Annotated in this window: 20 protein-coding genes and 1 pseudogene; 5 read left to right on the top strand and 16 right to left on the bottom strand. The window is 39.5% G+C overall.

All coding sequences use genetic code 11. The features are described from left to right. The first annotated feature begins 156 nt into the window (after positions 1–156). Positions 157–1,248, top strand: a complete 1,092-nt coding sequence (locus ACQRD1_RS11165) for a hypothetical protein (RefSeq protein ID WP_235233354.1) — start codon at positions 157–159, stop codon at positions 1,246–1,248. A gap of 150 nt (positions 1,249–1,398) precedes the next feature. Next, on the top strand, positions 1,399–2,457 hold the full coding sequence (locus ACQRD1_RS11160) for an acyltransferase family protein (RefSeq protein ID WP_235233352.1): 1,059 nt from the start codon (positions 1,399–1,401) through the stop codon (positions 2,455–2,457). Here ACQRD1_RS11160 and ACQRD1_RS11155 read toward each other — a convergent pair. From ACQRD1_RS11155 to greA, 7 genes are all read right to left on the bottom strand, one after another. Continuing rightward, entirely contained in the window at positions 2,454–3,047 is a 594-nt protein-coding gene (locus ACQRD1_RS11155) for a DUF3841 domain-containing protein (RefSeq protein ID WP_347376073.1), read from the bottom strand. The two genes, ACQRD1_RS11160 and ACQRD1_RS11155, sit on opposite strands and share 4 nt — an antisense overlap. Positions 3,048–3,153: 106 nt before the next feature. Continuing rightward, entirely contained in the window at positions 3,154–3,474 is a 321-nt protein-coding gene (locus ACQRD1_RS11150; protein WP_427787569.1) for an MGMT family protein, read from the bottom strand. Between the two features lie 99 nt (positions 3,475–3,573). Further along, entirely contained in the window at positions 3,574–4,752 is a 1,179-nt protein-coding gene (cytX, locus tag ACQRD1_RS11145; RefSeq protein WP_235233348.1) for a putative hydroxymethylpyrimidine transporter CytX, read from the bottom strand. A gap of 1 nt (position 4,753) precedes the next feature. Then, complete coding sequence (gene thiD / locus ACQRD1_RS11140; RefSeq protein ID WP_235233347.1) at positions 4,754–5,569, bottom strand: bifunctional hydroxymethylpyrimidine kinase/phosphomethylpyrimidine kinase; 816 nt, start codon at positions 5,567–5,569, stop codon at positions 4,754–4,756. A gap of 112 nt (positions 5,570–5,681) precedes the next feature. Beyond that, positions 5,682–6,344, bottom strand: a complete 663-nt coding sequence (locus tag ACQRD1_RS11135; RefSeq protein ID WP_235233345.1) for an HAD family hydrolase — start codon at positions 6,342–6,344, stop codon at positions 5,682–5,684. Next, entirely contained in the window at positions 6,338–6,982 is a 645-nt protein-coding gene (thiE, locus tag ACQRD1_RS11130; RefSeq protein WP_235233343.1) for a thiamine phosphate synthase, read from the bottom strand. Before thiE ends, ACQRD1_RS11135 begins: the two co-directional genes overlap by 7 nt. Positions 6,983–7,009: 27 nt before the next feature. Continuing rightward, entirely contained in the window at positions 7,010–7,513 is a 504-nt protein-coding gene (greA, locus tag ACQRD1_RS11125) for a transcription elongation factor GreA (protein ID WP_235233342.1), read from the bottom strand. Positions 7,514–7,702: 189 nt separating this feature from the next. Between greA and ACQRD1_RS11120 the strand changes: the two genes are divergently transcribed. Genes ACQRD1_RS11120 through ACQRD1_RS11110 form a run of 3 tightly spaced genes read left to right on the top strand, consistent with a single transcriptional unit; the run spans position 7,703 to position 10,773 of the window. Continuing rightward, complete coding sequence (locus ACQRD1_RS11120; RefSeq protein ID WP_235233341.1) at positions 7,703–8,179, top strand: MarR family winged helix-turn-helix transcriptional regulator; 477 nt, start codon at positions 7,703–7,705, stop codon at positions 8,177–8,179. Continuing rightward, positions 8,172–9,407: an iron-containing alcohol dehydrogenase gene (locus ACQRD1_RS11115; RefSeq protein WP_235233339.1), complete on the top strand. Its 1,236-nt coding sequence runs from the start codon at positions 8,172–8,174 to the stop codon at positions 9,405–9,407. The genes ACQRD1_RS11120 and ACQRD1_RS11115 overlap by 8 nt, the downstream gene beginning before the upstream one ends. Further along, positions 9,394–10,773, top strand: coding sequence for an aldehyde dehydrogenase (locus tag ACQRD1_RS11110; RefSeq protein WP_427787567.1), 1,380 nt, complete (start codon positions 9,394–9,396; stop codon positions 10,771–10,773). The genes ACQRD1_RS11115 and ACQRD1_RS11110 overlap by 14 nt, the downstream gene beginning before the upstream one ends. 54 nt (positions 10,774–10,827) lie before the next feature. On the opposite strand, the gene ACQRD1_RS11105 is transcribed toward ACQRD1_RS11110, so the two are convergent. The 9 genes and pseudogenes from ACQRD1_RS11105 to rplM all read right to left on the bottom strand — a co-directional run bounded on the left by ACQRD1_RS11105 (position 10,828) and on the right by rplM (position 16,944). Next, positions 10,828–11,055 (bottom strand): tautomerase family protein, encoded by a 228-nt coding sequence (locus ACQRD1_RS11105; RefSeq protein ID WP_235233336.1) that lies wholly within the window; start codon positions 11,053–11,055, stop codon positions 10,828–10,830. Positions 11,056–11,210: 155 nt separating this feature from the next. After that, on the bottom strand, positions 11,211–12,281 hold the full coding sequence (locus ACQRD1_RS11100) for a DUF7309 domain-containing protein (protein WP_420370576.1): 1,071 nt from the start codon (positions 12,279–12,281) through the stop codon (positions 11,211–11,213). 273 nt (positions 12,282–12,554) lie between these two features. Next, positions 12,555–12,899 (bottom strand): annotated as a pseudogene (locus ACQRD1_RS11095) (IS1096 element passenger TnpR family protein); the annotation flags it as partial. A gap of 294 nt (positions 12,900–13,193) precedes the next feature. Next, positions 13,194–13,469 carry a DUF2442 domain-containing protein gene (locus ACQRD1_RS11090; protein WP_347376075.1) on the bottom strand — a complete coding sequence of 92 codons (276 nt, stop codon included), beginning with the start codon at positions 13,467–13,469 and terminating at the stop codon, positions 13,194–13,196. 12 nt (positions 13,470–13,481) lie between these two features. Further along, the gene (locus tag ACQRD1_RS11085; RefSeq protein WP_347376076.1) at positions 13,482–13,622 is read right to left on the bottom strand and encodes a DUF4160 domain-containing protein; all 141 of its coding nucleotides are present in this window, start codon (positions 13,620–13,622) and stop codon (positions 13,482–13,484) included. A gap of 81 nt (positions 13,623–13,703) precedes the next feature. Continuing rightward, positions 13,704–15,425: an SWIM zinc finger family protein gene (locus tag ACQRD1_RS11080; protein ID WP_427787565.1), complete on the bottom strand. Its 1,722-nt coding sequence runs from the start codon at positions 15,423–15,425 to the stop codon at positions 13,704–13,706. Then, on the bottom strand, positions 15,422–15,925 hold the full coding sequence (locus tag ACQRD1_RS11075; protein WP_235233329.1) for a YkgJ family cysteine cluster protein: 504 nt from the start codon (positions 15,923–15,925) through the stop codon (positions 15,422–15,424). The genes ACQRD1_RS11080 and ACQRD1_RS11075 overlap by 4 nt, the downstream gene beginning before the upstream one ends. A gap of 171 nt (positions 15,926–16,096) precedes the next feature. Continuing rightward, positions 16,097–16,489 (bottom strand): 30S ribosomal protein S9, encoded by a 393-nt coding sequence (gene rpsI, locus ACQRD1_RS11070; RefSeq protein ID WP_235233327.1) that lies wholly within the window; start codon positions 16,487–16,489, stop codon positions 16,097–16,099. 26 nt (positions 16,490–16,515) lie between these two features. Further along, positions 16,516–16,944, bottom strand: coding sequence for a 50S ribosomal protein L13 (gene rplM, locus ACQRD1_RS11065; RefSeq protein WP_235233325.1), 429 nt, complete (start codon positions 16,942–16,944; stop codon positions 16,516–16,518). Positions 16,945–16,964 lie beyond the last annotated feature (20 nt).

Raw genomic sequence — 16,964 nt, 5'->3', positions numbered from 1 at the left:
CCTTTTTCGTTGGTTTTGAACTGTTATTCTATTATATATAATATACGACCTTTTTTCCAGTCATATTTCAAACTTCTTAGCCCTTCTATTGAAGCGCTTAAATTATAATGATACAATGTCTATAATCAGACAATTCTAAAAGGAAGGAATATTTTTATGAGAAATTCAAAATTATCTATTCTTTTTTGCATTCTATTGGCAATACTGCTTTCAGGATGTAAAAGTAAAGATACAGCTGATCAATATGTTGGCGAACAGATCACTACTATGAAAAATTCTGCCCCCGAAAGTTTTGCTTCCCTTCTGGATGATGGGATTGCAAAAAGTAACGAAACCTATGTATTGCAGTTCCCTGAAGAGTTAAAAGAACCTTATCTCGAATTCCTGCAATCCTCTTTTCAGACAATCCAGTTTGAAGTGGCCAAAGCCAAAGAAAATGATGACGGAAGCTATTCTGTCCAGATTACTTATACCCCTGTCAATATTGGAGAAACATTAAGTTCCAAAAATACTGAGCTGACCTCTTCTCTGGAAAGTTCCAGTCTTACAGAGGCAGTTTCTTCTGTATTAAAAGAGGACTGTAAGATACTTGCTGATTCTCCAGTTTATAATGATGAGATTATATCCACCGTAAAGCTGACCCAAAATGCTGACGGATATTCCATTGATGAAGACAGTATGTTTACATTTTTGTCTCAGGCGCTCTATGTATATATGGAACCATACAACATTGTCTGTGAATTATTTGATGCGCAGGATTTTCTTACTGCTTACCTTGACGCATCTTTTAAAGGTGATGTTGTACAATTTGCCAAACATACTGGCCGTACTGAAGAAGAAGCTCTCGCATGGTATGAATCAGATGTTTTTGATTCTCCTTCAGACTTAAGTTTTGCATATGTGTCCAGATATCAGGAAGCTTTAAAAGGAATTATGAAGCAATGTCAATACACCGTAGGCATTCCTCAAAAAGAATCCGGAATCTATAGCTACACAGTAGATGTTACCGTAATTCCCAACAATAGTCTGCTCAACGCTTTTCAGGAATTCGAACAAGGAACCTATTATTCCATTGACGAAGCTTCTTTGGGTCTTGTACAGGCAATGGAAAAATATAGTGCATCGCCTGATTATGGTACAGAAACCGTCTTAAATGTTCCAATTAATATGAATTCCTTACTAAATGCAGGAAATGATGATTCTGAATTATCCAATCTGGCAGCTACAATACTTCCTTTACCAGAGTAAAATTCTGATCTGCTTAATAAAATGTAACAAATTTGTAAATATTTTTTGAATTTTTTTATATACTTTACTTCTTGTTCCCTGCTTTTGCCTGAGTTAAAATGTATGAAGTTAAAAACGACATTTTAAAAATTCATGGACAGGGGACTAAATATGAAAACAACAAAACAACGAGATTATCTGTTCGATAATTATAAAGTTTTTTTAATTGTATTAGTCGTTATCGGACATTTTATTGAACAAAGCTATGAATATAACTCATTTTTATATACATTAAAATGGCTGATTGTATCCTTTCACATGCCAGCTTTTATCTTTATATCAGGATACTTTTCCAAAAGAGAACTCTCTTTTAAAACGCTATTTCGCAAACTGGTAATTCCTTACATTGTATATGAACTAATTTATTATCTTTTGTATATTATAATTATCCATAAATCAACCAGACTTTATCTAATGTACCCAAAATTCTCTTTGTGGTATATTCTGGCTCTCTTTATCTGGCGCCTGCTCACTCCTTATGTTAAGAAACTTCCACACTACATGATGCTTTCTGTTACAGCCGGGCTTCTTATCGGATGTTCCAGCATTCCAGATAATTTTTTAAGCATTCCAAGAGTTCTGGTTTTCTTTCCTTTTTTCCTGGCTGGGACTTTATTCGACCGCGATATTCTAACAAGACTTCGTAACCGTAAGAACCAGTTTCTGGCATTGACTGGTATTATTGCTTTTACCTCTTTTCTAATATTAGAACCATTGCACAAGAATCTGTCACCAAAGATTTTTTACGGAAGATACAATTACAATTATCTTGGACAGGGTTCCCTGGAAGGAATTCTCTGTCGAATGATTTGTTACGCAATTGGATTTGGAATGACTTTTGCAATTGCACTTTTAATATCTGAAAAGAAAAATCAATATTCTTATATTGGCACACGCACCATGGCAGTTTATTTGTTCCACGGATTAATTTATTCTTATTTGAAAGGATGCACTAACATCCTGCAAAATGTAAACACACTTTTTGAATCTATTTTACTGATTCTTTTTTGTATTTTACTAACGATAGCTTTATCTTCCTCACAGTTGACTACTTTTACCAATACAATTTCCAACTTGCATCTGAGGGATTTTATGGCACATCTAACCGATTACAATATTATATTACCGGAACATGTGTATAGATACAGCAATCGCAGATTAGCCCACTAATCTGCGATTGTTTCTCCTGGCCTGACAATCTTTTTTACCCATTCTTTTCGAATCTCCCAGAGATTGCCACACACGTTAAAAATAGTCCAATTATCAATCTCAAAACATCTCTTCCAACTTTCTCTTATCCGCTGTTCTTCTTCCGGATACATTCCTTTATATCTGCCTTCAATGAACTCAAACCCATTCGCAACTCCAAGATCTTTCAGATGCTGCTTATAAGCAGCCGCATCTTCCTCATCCTTCGGAAGATAGATACGATTCAGCACATAATCCCATTTCACATCGTCAAAATACATTACCTGCTCTTTAGGGACCTCCAGAACATAAACCACCGTTCCAGGAATCGGTCTCAGACAGTTCTCTTCACTGATAGAGCACCAGATTGGTGCCTGTACATCATCCGGCTTGGGCACTCTTTTTGCCGCTTCTTTCGTAAACCAGTCATAACTCTCCATAAAAAGTGGTGCGATATCCCCAAAATGCATCTCTACATACACTCTTTGATTAATGATTCTTCCATCCCTTTCCAATTGATATAACGTCTTATCATTCTGCCGGGTATAAAGTCTAATCATCTCCTGCCCCATACATGAACCTCTCTTCCTGTGAATTATAAGTTTATTCTTACTATTTCTTCCTTTTTTGTCAAGCCAAACCTTGCGATCGCTACTGTAACTTCTTGTTCATCACCCTTCAAACTCTTCTCTTTGTCCACTGATAGTTCTTCATATCCACATGCCCATCAATGAATTCTACCCCTTCAGCCTCCAGGAGCTCTTTTTGGAGGCTTCCATCGGTTCCTCCAAATGCCCTGGAAGTTCTCCCTTCCTTTGTCACAACGCGGTGACAGGGTATATCGCTCTCGAAAGGGACCGCGTATAAAGCATATCCCACTACTCGGGACCAGCGGCGATTTCCTGCCAATTCCGCGATCTGTCCGTAAGAAGCCACTGTTCCCCTGGGAATCTGACGGACAATATCATAGATTTTTTCAAATGTGTTCTGATTCTCCATCTCTACATACCATCTCTCACAACTTGATTATCTTTGTTGCAGTCTTCTCCTGAAATACCTCATCATGTTCTACAAATATCATGGTCGGGCAATAAAAATCTATGATTTAGAAACAGAATTTATAATCTTGTTTACAATCAGGCAAAGGATGATCGTAATGATCATATCCGGCAGTGTATTTCCCACTATCATATCAACATTCATGAGAACTCGATATGCAAGAAAACCAATGACCCACACTGCCATATTCGGTACATTTACCATGCTCACGCTATGATCTTTCCTCAAAATAAAGAAATCTGCAATCTGAATGGCAATCATCGGTGCAAATACAGAACCAATCAGATACAAGAAATCAGTAATATTATCCATCGGATATACGATTGCTGCAGCCGTTCCGATAACCGTCACTGCAACTGCCACATGCTTTCCATTCCATTTTGATACAATGGACTCACTGGAAATTCCGGCAGAATACGCATCCAGAAATGTTGTAGTAACTGTGGAAAAGATAATGATCAGAAGTCCTGCTGCGCCAAGTCCTGCCTTCAGCATAATCTGTGCAATGTCATATTCTCCGGTATAGATTGCCGCACCCATTCCAATGACATACATCCAACAACTCACAATTCCATACACAATGGCACTGGCTGCTGTTGCTTTGACTGGTTCTTTCGCTTCTCTGGTATAATCACTGATCAACGGAAGCCAGGATAACGGCATTGCTACCGACAATTCTACAGCAGCTCCGAATGTCATACTTTCATCTGCCGCCATGCCTACAGCACCGCTGTCAAAGAAGATAACTTTGCATAAGATCAGTGTCAGGATAAATAATGCTGTCATGGCAATCACATTTACCTTGCCAAGATTGGTAATTCCAATCATGATCCAGAGCACAATCAATGCTCCGATAATCAGACACCAGATCCATCTGCCGGTACTCATAATCCCGTCTGCCGCCAGGGCTCCATCATATATCATAATTGCGGTCCATCCCACAAGCTGAAGCACATTTAACACAGAGAACAAAAGACTTCCTTTCTGTCCAAAGCTCATTTTCACTGTTTCCATAGCACTCTTTCTGGCTTTTCCGCCGATTACTCCGGCCAGGAATAACATGAGACATCCGATGATATGTCCGACGATAATCGCCGCCAGACCTCGTCCAAATCCAAGCGGCGCCAGATAAGTACCTGTCAGAATCTCTGCAATGGAAACACCTGCACCAAACCAGATCATCCCATTTTCAAAGATAGAAGTACGTTTTTCTTCCATACTATCGTACCTCCTCCGCAGTTTTTGCATATTCTCCGGTCAGATTAAATGCGTGGTTCATTGGACCGCTGCCTTTGCCAAGGTCAAGCATTGCGCCAAGTGCCCCGGAAATATATGCTTTGGCACGTTCCACCGAAGTATCCAGATCGAATCCTTTTGCAAGGTTCGAAGCAATTGCACTGGAAAGTGTACATCCGGTACCATGGGTATTCGGATTGTCAATTCGTTTGCCATAGAACCATTTATAAGCGCCGTCGCGATATAACAGGTCATTAGCATCATTCAGCTGATGACCGCCTTTACACAACACTGCACAATGATAAGTCTCACTGATCACTTTGGCTGCCTCAATCATATCTTCTTCTGATTTCACGGACATACCGGACAGAACCTCTGCTTCCGGGATATTCGGAGTCAGAACGCACGCCATCGGCAGCAAACATTCTTTTAATGTAGCAATTGCATCATCACTAATTAGTTTTGCGCCACTGGTCGCGACCATGACCGGATCCACCACTATATTCTCAGCCTTATATTCTTTTAATTTGTCAGCAATCGTCGTAATCAATGGACTCGCTGATACCATGCCGATCTTCACTGCATTGGGATAGATATCGGTAAATATATTATCTAACTGCTCTGCTAAAAATTCAGGAGTCACCTCCATAATTCCGGTCACGCCAGTTGTATTCTGCGCTGTTAAAGCTGTAATTGCGCTCATAGCGTATACGCCGTTACTGATCATTGTCTTAATATCCGCCTGAATACCGGCGCCTCCGCTGGAATCACTGCCAGCGATTGTTAATGCTGTTCTCATCTCTCATTCTTCCTTTCTTCTTTTGATAGCATTAATTTTTTATAGCGACATAAGGTGGTGCCCCCAATTTGCCGCTGAAGTAAGCATCTGAAATTCATTTCCATCTTTTTATTCATATCCCAGATGCATATTTCCAGAATCTGTCAACTTCCGTCATATCTTCCAGATAAAGCTCTGCCGTCTCTTGGATCTTTTCATTATCATCCGCACTAAATCTGTCATACACGCCTACCGTGTGAAAGCCTGCTCTTTTTGCCGTCTCAAGTGCGTGAAGCACATCCTCAAATACACAGATCTCCTCGGGTCCTGCCTCCAGATATTCACTGGCCTTCTGATAGATAACGGGACGATTCTTTCCTGCTCCGACTTCCGAACAGGTAAATATTTTCTCAATGTAATTCGTTATATTCAGTCGCCTGAATGCTGCCTCCACCAGTTCTCTTTCACTGGATGTTGCCACGACCATCGATATGCCCTTCTGGTACAGGCTCGCCAGATAGTCTGTCACACCGGGCTTTAACTGAACTTCATTATAATAAAAATCTCGCACTGTATCCAGCACTCCTGCAATCATCTGATCTACGCTTTGCTCTAAATGATAATGCTCTTTTAAATATACTGCGCCTTCTTCAATTCCAAGGGGAAACAATATCTCGCTCAGTCCTGGTTCTGGTTTCACTCCTTGCTTCTCAAGATAACGCACGCCTACATCCTGCCAGATCTCCATTGAATCCAGGAGTGTTCCATCCACATCAAAAATGATTCCTTTTAACATGATTCCACCATTTCTTTGGTTAACTTTTTTAATTCTATTGTTGCGTTTTTTATATCCTTCTGTGCAAATATGGCGCTAATGACTGCGATTCCACTTGCTCCATTTCCAGCAAGCTGTAATACATTGTCCTTACTGATTCCTCCAATTGCCACCACCGGTATCTTTACGGCGTCACAGATTGCTTTTAATGTTTTATGGCTGATTCCCTTGGCATCTGCCTTCGAATCCGTGTGAAACACCGCACCCACTCCCAGGTAATCGGCTCCTCTCTTCTCAGCAAGCAACGCCTGTTCCACCGTCTTGGCTGTCACTCCGATGATCTTATCAGGGCCAAGTTTTTCACGGACATTTCCAGCCTCCATATCACTCTGCCCCACATGGACCCCATCTGCATCCACAGCAGCTGCAATATCCACATTGTCATTGATGACGAATGGAACATGATATCTCCTGCATAATTCTTTTATTTCTCTGGCTTCTTCCAGAAAATGCTCTTCATCCAACTCCTTTTCCCTTAATTGCAGAAAAGTAACGCCGCCTTCCAGCGCCTGTTCGACCTGGCTGTATAATGTCTTCCCATCAAGCCAGCTACGATCTGTAATAGCATATAACAACATATCTTCTTTTTTACAGTTCATCTGGATGTCTCCTCTCTAATTTAATCATTAGTATTTTCTTAAAGTATCGCAAGAATCATCCGTCGTCTTATCGATCTTCTTGATAATCACATAGTATCCATCCTCACCGTTGGTCTTAACCTTGACCCGATCGCCGACCTTATGTCCCTTTATTGCTTTCCCAAGCGGGGATTCAATACTGATCAATCCCTGAAGTGAATTACCACGCACGCTGGTCACAAGCCGGTAAGTCTCCGTCTCGTCATCCTCTTCAAAATAGACATCCACCGTATTGTTAATCCCTATCTCATCATCCCTCGAAACATCCGATATAATCCTTGCATTCTTCAACATCTTCTCCAGATAACGGATACGGCTCTCATTCCGATTCTTATCCTGTTTCGCTGCCTTATATTCAAAATTCTCACTCAAATCCCCCTGAGCCCTTGCTTCCTTCACCGCTTCCAGCTCCCTCTTGCGAACCACCAGCTTCCGATATTCAATCTCTTCCTTAATCTTCTGTACGTCACTTTGCGTCAGTTGCTCTCCCATAGCATTCTCCACTTCCTTGTCAATTCATTTATCCTCTATTCTATCCTTTGACCAGGTTTTTGTCTAGGTGGGGACGGGGGAAAATGAAAAAACCCCCGTTCCCACCTGTTGACTAATCAACTTTCTGATGCTATATTCATTATGTTACTTGTTGATTTGTCAACTTCTATATTAAGGAGATGATTCTCAATGCTTGAAAGATTTGAAATGCTTACGCTTGGTACCTCGCAGATATACAAGGATATCCAGAAGATTAAGAAGGCTCGTATGAATTCTCTTGGATTGAAAGGAACACATGCCATGTGTATCTATTATCTGCATCAGAATCCGGAGGGTCTTACTGCTACAGAACTGTGCAGTCTCTGCCGGGAAGACAAGGCGGGGATTTCCCGGATATTAGCGGATCTTGAGCGTCATCATTTTATTGAGTATGACCAATCTGGCACGGGGAAAAAATATCGAACCAAAGCGGTGTTAACGGAAGAAGGAAATGAATATGCATCGAAAGTAACTGATTTAATTCTTCACGCAACACTGATGGGAGGCAAAGGTCTTAGCGATGAAGACCGGGAGGTTTTTTACCGTGTCTTATTCCAGATTGCGAATAATCTAGACAAGCTATGTGAAGAATTAGAACAACAGCAGAAAGGATACGATTATGAATAAACTTAAAAAACTATATTGTAGAACGTTTCAGACTGCCTTTAAGATTGCACTGCCATTTCTTCCATATCGCAAACCAAAGATTGTGGGAAGTGTGAAAGCGTTGCCGGATTTTATTAAGAAGAAAAAATGTGACCATGTGCTTATTATTACGGATGCCGGCATTATGAAGCTCGGCCTGACGAAGCGTCTGGAAAACGCACTGTTCGAAAATGACATTGCCTACACCATATATGACAAGACGGTTGCCAATCCAACGACTGACAATGTTGCAGAAGCTCTGGAATTGTATCAGACCAACGGCTGTAATGCGCTGATCGGATTCGGGGGCGGTTCCAGTATGGACTGTGCCAAAGCAGTCGGAGCCAGAATTGCAAAACCGAAGCAGTCTCTGGCAAAAATGAAGGGAATCCTGAAAGTACATAAGAAACTTCCTCTTCTAATTGCCATTCCTACAACTGCCGGAACTGGAAGCGAGACCACCCTGGCTGCTGTTATCACAGATGCAGAGACCCGGCACAAGTATGCAATCAATGATTTTCCACTAATCCCGCGTTATGCAGTATTAGACCCAAAAGTTACGTTAAGTCTTCCACCATTCATTACTGCGACAACCGGTATGGATGCTCTGACCCATGCTGTGGAAGCATATATCGGCAATTCTACTACGCCTGGCACTCGAAAAGATGCTCTTTTAGCTGTAAAATTAATTTTCGAAAATATCGATATCGTGTATAATGATGGTAAAAATGTGGATGCACGAAGGAATATGCTCCACGCTTCATTCTATGCCGGATGTGCATTTACCAAATCTTATGTTGGATATGTCCATGCAGTCGCACATTCTCTTGGCGGAGAATATAATGTTCCGCACGGACTTGCAAATGCAATCCTGCTGCCATTTGTATTAGAAGCTTATGGCACCAGCATTCATAAAAAATTATACCGTCTGGCTCTGGAAGCCGGAATCGTAGAAGAAGGAACTCCATACGATGAAGCAGCAAAAGCATTTATTGATGCCATCAAAGATATGAAGAAGCGCTTTCACATCGGAGATACAGTAAAAGAAATCCAGGAGGAGGACATTCCAAAACTGGCACATTACGCTGACAAAGAAGCAAATCCTCTTTATCCGGTTCCAGTATTAATGAATGCAGAAGAATTAGAGGATTTTTATTATCTCTTGATGGAAGAAGATATAGAGGAGGAAGCTGATCATGACAGAAACTGAGATTAAAAAAATCGTCCAGGAGCAACGCACCTATTATTATACCGGCGCAACTCTCAGTATTGACGCCCGCATCCTGGCATTGAAAAAATTAAAGGCCTGTATTCTAAAACACGAAGCAGACATCAACGAAGCAATCAAAAAAGATCTTGGAAAAAGTGCATTTGAAAGCTATATGTGCGAAACCGGACTTGTGTTAAGCGAAATCAGCTATATGCTGAAGCATATTCATTCATTTGCCAGAGAAAAGGCGGTGCATACTCCTCTCGCTCAGTTCCACTCCAGGAGCTATAAAAAGCCATCTCCCTATGGCGTAGTTCTGATCATGAGCCCATGGAACTATCCATTCCTTTTGACTATCGATCCACTGGTCGATGCTATCGCTGCCGGTAACACTGCAGTACTGAAACCAAGTGCTTATTCTCCTCACACCAGTGAAATCATCCAGGCAATGATCCAGGAATGTTTTGATTCAAAATATGTTGCTGTCGTAACGGGCGGGCGGGCTGAGAATACCTGCCTGTTAAGCGAACATTTCGACTATATCTTCTTTACCGGAAGCCAGGCAGTCGGTAAAGAAGTCATGCGGCAGGCTTCTGCTCATCTAACGCCGGTCACTCTGGAGTTAGGCGGCAAAAGTCCTTGTATCGTAGATAAAGATGCCAACCTGAAGCTTGCAGCAAAGAGAATTGTCTTCGGTAAATATCTGAATTGCGGCCAGACTTGTGTTGCTCCTGATTATATTTACTGCGAACGCTCGGTCAAAGACCGTCTGGTCAAAGAAATCAAGAAACAGATTCAAAAGCAGTTCGGTAAACAGCCATTAAACAGAGAAAATTATGGAAAGATTATCAACGAAAAGCATTTCGACCGGATTCTTGGACTTATGGATTCTGCCAAGATTGTACACGGCGGGAACTTTGACCGTGCCACTTTACGTATTGAGCCTACAGTAATGGACAATGTCACCTTTGGCGATGTCGTAATGCAGGAAGAGATCTTCGGTCCGATCATGCCGATTCTGACCTATGATTCTCTAGATGAAGCCATCCGTAACATCAATGCAATGCCACATCCATTGGCATTATACATTTTCACAAATAATTCGTACGTAGCGAAAAAAATCACTTCCCGCTGTGGATTCGGTGGAGGCTGTATCAATGATACCATCATCCACCTGGCTACCAGCGAAATGGGATTCGGCGGATTTGGAGAAAGCGGCATGGGCTCTTATCATGGCAAAGACGGTTTTGATACCTTCTCCCATTACAAGAGTATCATAGACAAAAAAACATGGCTGGATCTTCCGATGCGATATCAGCCATATAAAAAACTCAACAACAAATTAATCCATATTTTCTTAAAATAATCTATAAACATATTCTAAAACAGCCTCCCAGATAATCACCGGGAGGCTGTGCTATTATTTAAAATTAATATAGTCTGAATCAAATACAAGTTGTTCTTTCTGAAAACTTGCTTTTGTTGCTGCTTCAAACTCTTCTGGTGAATATTCTTCCATAGATACCGAGATATCGCTTTCTTTCCAGACTCCGGACTCCTCAGCCAGAGCTTTTCTTACTGCCTTTGCAAGCTTTTCCTTCATCTCTTCACTTTTTCCGGCATATAATTTTACGTTGATATGTGGCATATCATTTCCCTCCTTTAATTTCCTTCTCAATTATGAGAATCTTAGATTTGAGCCGTAATATCAATTACCTGATACTATATTTCCGCTTAAATAGATTTTAACACAATTTTTCTTTTTAATATATAGAAATCTCCAACTAATTTATTATCCATACACTACAGAAAATCTTTCATCCCTTTTTTGAATTCATCTAATGCCTTTAACCGCTTAACTCTGCGAAGTTTAATTCCACATACATCACAAATCTGTTCAAGACCGGCCTCTACCAATATGTTGGATACCCGAATTTCATCAGGCGCACCGCATTGTAAAATAAATCCAACGATTTCTTCTGCTATAGACGCAACCGCATCTTCTTTCGGTTCCTGTAGTTCACATCTTAGCATCATTCCCGACGAGGCATCTGCAATCATGTACATCGCTGGATTCGCCGGTCGGCCATATTCTACATCATTGATTCGAAATCCTGGTATAGAAACATCTATCTCTAATATCATCTTACACTTTGGTGCCCGGGATAAATCAGCAAGCAGCTCTTCATCTGTTATGATCAGATTCCGAAATTGGAATGACACAAACGGAAGAGGTTTTGCACTAAGCTCCCAAGTCTTTTTATCCGCTTCAAACTCCAAAGAAAGCATATTACCTTTTTCAAAATCTACAGACATCTTCTGTTTTTCATATTGTTCTAAAGCAACTTCCAGATCTTGCAGATATTCTGTCATTCGAAGCACTTCATCCTGATTGAAATTATATGGGAAATATCCAGGTTCAAAAGACAGAAAATACAGCCACTGATTTTTCCCTCTATATTTATACCCCAGTTCTTTTATAATCTTTCTCTGCTCATTCGACAGCTCATCTCTGTTCCCCCAATAGCACGTCAGATTTCTCTGCGAAAACATCACATAATCAACCGGAAGGTTCAACTGTTCCTGCATCGTAAGCATCATAAAATCATTGAGTCCTTCATACCCTTCATACACCACAATTCCATAACAATCACCACCACGGCCAAGGATGCTGAAAAATGTAGTATCTTCTTCAGCACCATTTCTGATTCCAATGATATCCATATCCCAGAATTTTTTCCAGGGTTCTAGTTTTTGAATTCTCGTTGCCGTTTCATATAATTCTTTCCATTGTATGATTGTTGCTTCTTTCCTGCCCTCTTCATATGGCACAAAATCTCCAGAATCTTCAAAGTTTTTCTCTTCTTCATCCATGCTACCATCTGGCACAAATTGATCTGGATAACGGTTACTTCCTTCATACCCACAGACACCCATTCGCGGTGAATTACATACTGGTAAGAAGAAGGTATCTTCTCCTATATCAGCTTCGTCCAGACATTCATTACACCAAAACGGATTACCTTCATACACTCCTTCAGGGTCCACCCACTGTGCCACATTACTTCCACATTGACTACAAAGAATCTGAAGTGGATTATTCCGCGATAACAAGGTGATCTTTTCTGATTTTCTAGCTACCACATAATAATCATGCACATGGATCACCAATTCTGTTGTAGAGCCAAAATCATATTCATAATTTATTGAATCACCAACAATAAGTACGTCTTTCATTTTATAATTCATACTCTTTGCAGGCGATCCCCAAAAGCTATCTGTATCTGGGCAAGACTCATATCTTATTCCCTGAATCTCAAACGCACTAAGATGTCCACAACATTCTACCCAGATATCACGAATAAATGCATCTAAGTCTTTTAATGTTGCTGTTTCCCTTATCTCTACAATTAACCAGTATGCAGAATCATATTTATCTGAGATTACTAATTCAAACCATCCACATCTTGGTTTGCCATTCTCCTGTTCCATTCTTTTCTCTCGGGCCTTACACGTCGGCAAATGCCTGAGCATTCCACCTCTCGTATACTCTTTGCCACAAAATTTACAGACTCCTCTTGTTTGCTTCGCCATATGATTACCTCTCTCTATTTCAATTGTTTTTGTGCGATCTTTTCGAAAGCTTTCTCCTTCGTTCTGTTTAAACATATGTGTGCTGCATACTTGCTACTAACCCACAGCAGCTTATCACAACTTAGCACTTCTCTTCATGGCCAGATATCAGCGATGGTATCTGGCTTTTTGAAAAAGTATTCGGACAAATATTTAAGCAATTTTTTCCTTTACATTTTCTAATTCATATAGCATATCCGGATCCAAATCTAAGCATTTGCTTTCATCTCTGGTTCCAGTGACATCCCAAGCCAATGAATCATTTAATATTGTGCATGCATTCATAAAAAAATCAATATCCTTTAATCGTTCAAAAACCTTTTTTTCTAAGAGATGACTTGCATCATAACAAACTATTTTTCCATCCTCGAAATATACATCTACTTTATAGTCCCTATATGGGATTACCTGCACTACTTTTGGAAACATATTCATCCCCTCTCATATTAAACCAAAGAATTGATTCGATTTAATGGAAGTCCATCTTTGATTTCCATTATATTCTGCGTGAAAGTGTGGTGGATTATGATCTTCATAATACATTGTAACACGAATCTCATAAAACAAAGAAATTTCTGGCATATCTAACACCTCCGTAGCCAATCTTATATATATTACCACACCAGGGGATTTTGCAAAACAATTCTTTTATTTTTAAGCAATTTAAAAACCTGCCTTTCGAAGTTCATCCATCATTGCAGTTCTACGTTTGTATTCTCGTCTCCATGTAGCCGCAATATCTTCTGCTACAGTTTTTCCTCCATCACATTTAGATATCTTCTTAAGATATGGCATGAGATATTTATATTTTTTCCTTTCATTCGCCATTTCAGCCGCCTGTTTTAAATAAGCAGAATATATTTTTATTACTCGTTCCGGCATTATTTTGCGCAAAATTTTATCATATGAATCCAGAAGACTAACTTTATTGGAACTCTCTTCAATCTTACTCATCAACTCATCATATCGTTTTTCTTCATAGAGTAACTGACATACAAAATCTTCATAACGGCTTTTCATCACGATATCATCAACCATCTGACTCCATTGATCCGGGTTCACAATACATGCTTTCAACATCTTAACATAGGTTAAATCATATTGCCAAAAAGATGTAACATACCGTATAAGTTCCTCAATATATTCCTCTGTTTTCCCTAATTTATCGTATATTTCTATTAATTGCTCGCAATATTTTTCCAACTGCTCGGTATTACCAGCATCAAGTTCTTTGCTTTCTAACAACACCTTTATAGCTGTATCATAATCATTATTCTTGATTGCCTCTGAGATTTCCAATTCTCGAATCACAAAAAACCTGCGGTTTGCTTGTTTATACTCCTCGATTTGCTCAGCAGTATAGTTCAATTTTTTCATATATTCTATCCTTTTTAATATCGGATTTTCGTATCCGTAGTGAACCGAATATATTTTTCCGCAATCGGATCCCGAACGTTTATTTATGAAATTATCCAGGTTTTTAATCTCTTCTGTTATCTTTTCTTCTGTTGCAAAAAATTCAAACAAGATTTCTTCCATATATTCTTCATAAATATCAATTACGTACCCATCCTGATGCGTTTCGAACCATGATTTCATCTCATTTCTATAAATCTCATCACTTTTTTCAATAATTTGCTTCCAACATTCATAGCAGGAATTTGCAACAAAAGATGAACCTCCATCCGAATCATCCATATCAATATTTCCAATACAATGGAACACCAGATTTGTCAACTCAAATGCTTGTTTTAAACAATTCTTTTCAATTAACAGCATTACCTTCGTATTCAAAAAATAACTTAACTCGGATGTGAATTCAGAGGCATGATACCAATCCACATACCCGCCCCTGCTATGTCGATATATAATGTGATCTATTTCTGTCCGAAGTTCCAGCATTAACTTACTATTCATTTTAAATTCATATTGCATTTGCAATTTATGCTTTAATCCTTCATCTGCCAAAACAAAGCCGACCAACAATTCTCTTACTTTGTCTTCCGGTATTTTTGAAATAAGCTCTATTACTTCTTCTTTTTCCCTTTGATACCTTTGGAAAAAGTCCTCTCTTTGTAATGAAACCTCTTCTTCTGTATCGTTATCTTCTATTTCAGCATCCTTTCCAGCCAGCATTTCCTCAAACTGAAACAAAACCGCCGCCATGTGTTTGCAATTCCTTCCATCCGCTGCATATGGACAGGAACAGTACATATCTATTACGTCTTCCTCATCCAACGTAATTTGAACATCATATACATCCGCTCCATCTACCTGTGCTATAATTTCGTCATCAGAATAGCTAAAATCTACGCCATGACCATCTTCATAATATTCAATCCCTCTGTCTAAAATGTGTTGTCTAAATAATGTATACCATTTCATTTTTTGAACCCATATTCTTTCTTCAGTCTTTCATAGATTTCAAAAGCCACCGGACAAACAGACACAGTATCCAACACACTATATAAGCTCCACAGACGTTCTGGTTGATTCGTATACGGATATTTTTTGCAGCTTTCAGGCTTGCAATCTCCCAATTTACAACTCCCGTCTTCCATCAAAAAATCACATGGTTTATGCTTTGTCTTGTAATTCCCCTCAGAATCTTTTCCGCCTAAATATTGTTCAGCAAAATCTGTAGCGGTTACTCCTAAATACATCGCATCTTTCTCAACATCCTCCTCCGGAATACTTCCATGATACATCTTGCAGCAATTTCTACATCTATTACAATCATATTGTGCAAACAACTCGTCATGCAATTTAAAAAACTGCTCATCCAGTTCTTTTTCATCCGCATTACACTTCAAAAATGTACGAAATTCCAGATTTTCCCTTTCTCTTTTCTGAGCTTCAAATTTCACTTTCCTTGGCGCCAACATTGTTTTTATCCTCTTTCTTATGAAAATAATATTACATATGAACCTGATTACATTCTACCACAGTTCTCACTTCTGATAAACTAAAAACCTCCCAGAACAAATGTCCTGAGAGGTCGTGAAACGTCTTGTGACGTTCTGCGTCGTATATAATTTGTAGTCTCGAACGAATGATTAACGTTTGCTGAACTGCGGTGCTCTACGTGCAGCTTTGAGACCGTATTTCTTACGTTCTTTCATACGTGGATCACGTGTTAAGTATCCAGCTTTCTTCAGAACCGGTCTGTAATCTGGATCTGCCTGAAGAAGTGCTCTTGCGATACCATGGCGGATTGCTCCTGCCTGTCCTGTGTATCCGCCGCCTTTTACGTTAACGATTACATCGAATTTGTCAGATGTCTCTGTAGCAACCAATGGCTGACGTACAACAACTTTTAATGTTTCCAGTCCAAGATACTCATCGATATCTCTTTTATTTATAGTAATATTACCTGTTCCTGGTACTAAATATACTCTTGCGATTGATTTTTTTCTTCTTCCTGTTCCGTAGAATTTTGCTTTAGCCACTGTAATATCCTCCTTTCAACCTTTCCTTAAAATTTCAGTTCTACTGGTTTCTGAGCCTGCTGTTCATGCTCTGGTCCAGCGTATACATGAAGTTTCTTAATCATAGATCTTCCTAAAGGTCCTTTTGGAAGCATTCCCTTTACAGCAAGTTCGATCACTTTTTCAGGTTTCTTGTTCATCATCTCAGCTAATGTAGTCTCTTTCATTCCTCCTACATAATCAGAGTGATTGTAATAAATCTTCTGATTCAGCTTCTTACCTGTTACTTTTACTTTCTCAGCATTTACAACGATTACATAATCACCTGTATCAACATGTGGTGTAAATTCCGGTTTATTCTTTCCTCTTAAAACCTTAGCTACTTCTGATGCTAAACGTCCTAATGTATAATCCGCAGCGTCAACTACATACCATTTTCTTTCAATCTTATCTGGATTAGCCATATAAGTTTTCATTGGTTTACCTCCTATGAATC

Source organism: Bariatricus sp. SGI.019 (assembly GCF_050315235.1).
Lineage (GTDB): Bacteria > Bacillota > Clostridia > Lachnospirales > Lachnospiraceae > JAFBIX01.
This window is presented reverse-complemented; position numbering and strand designations above follow the sequence as displayed.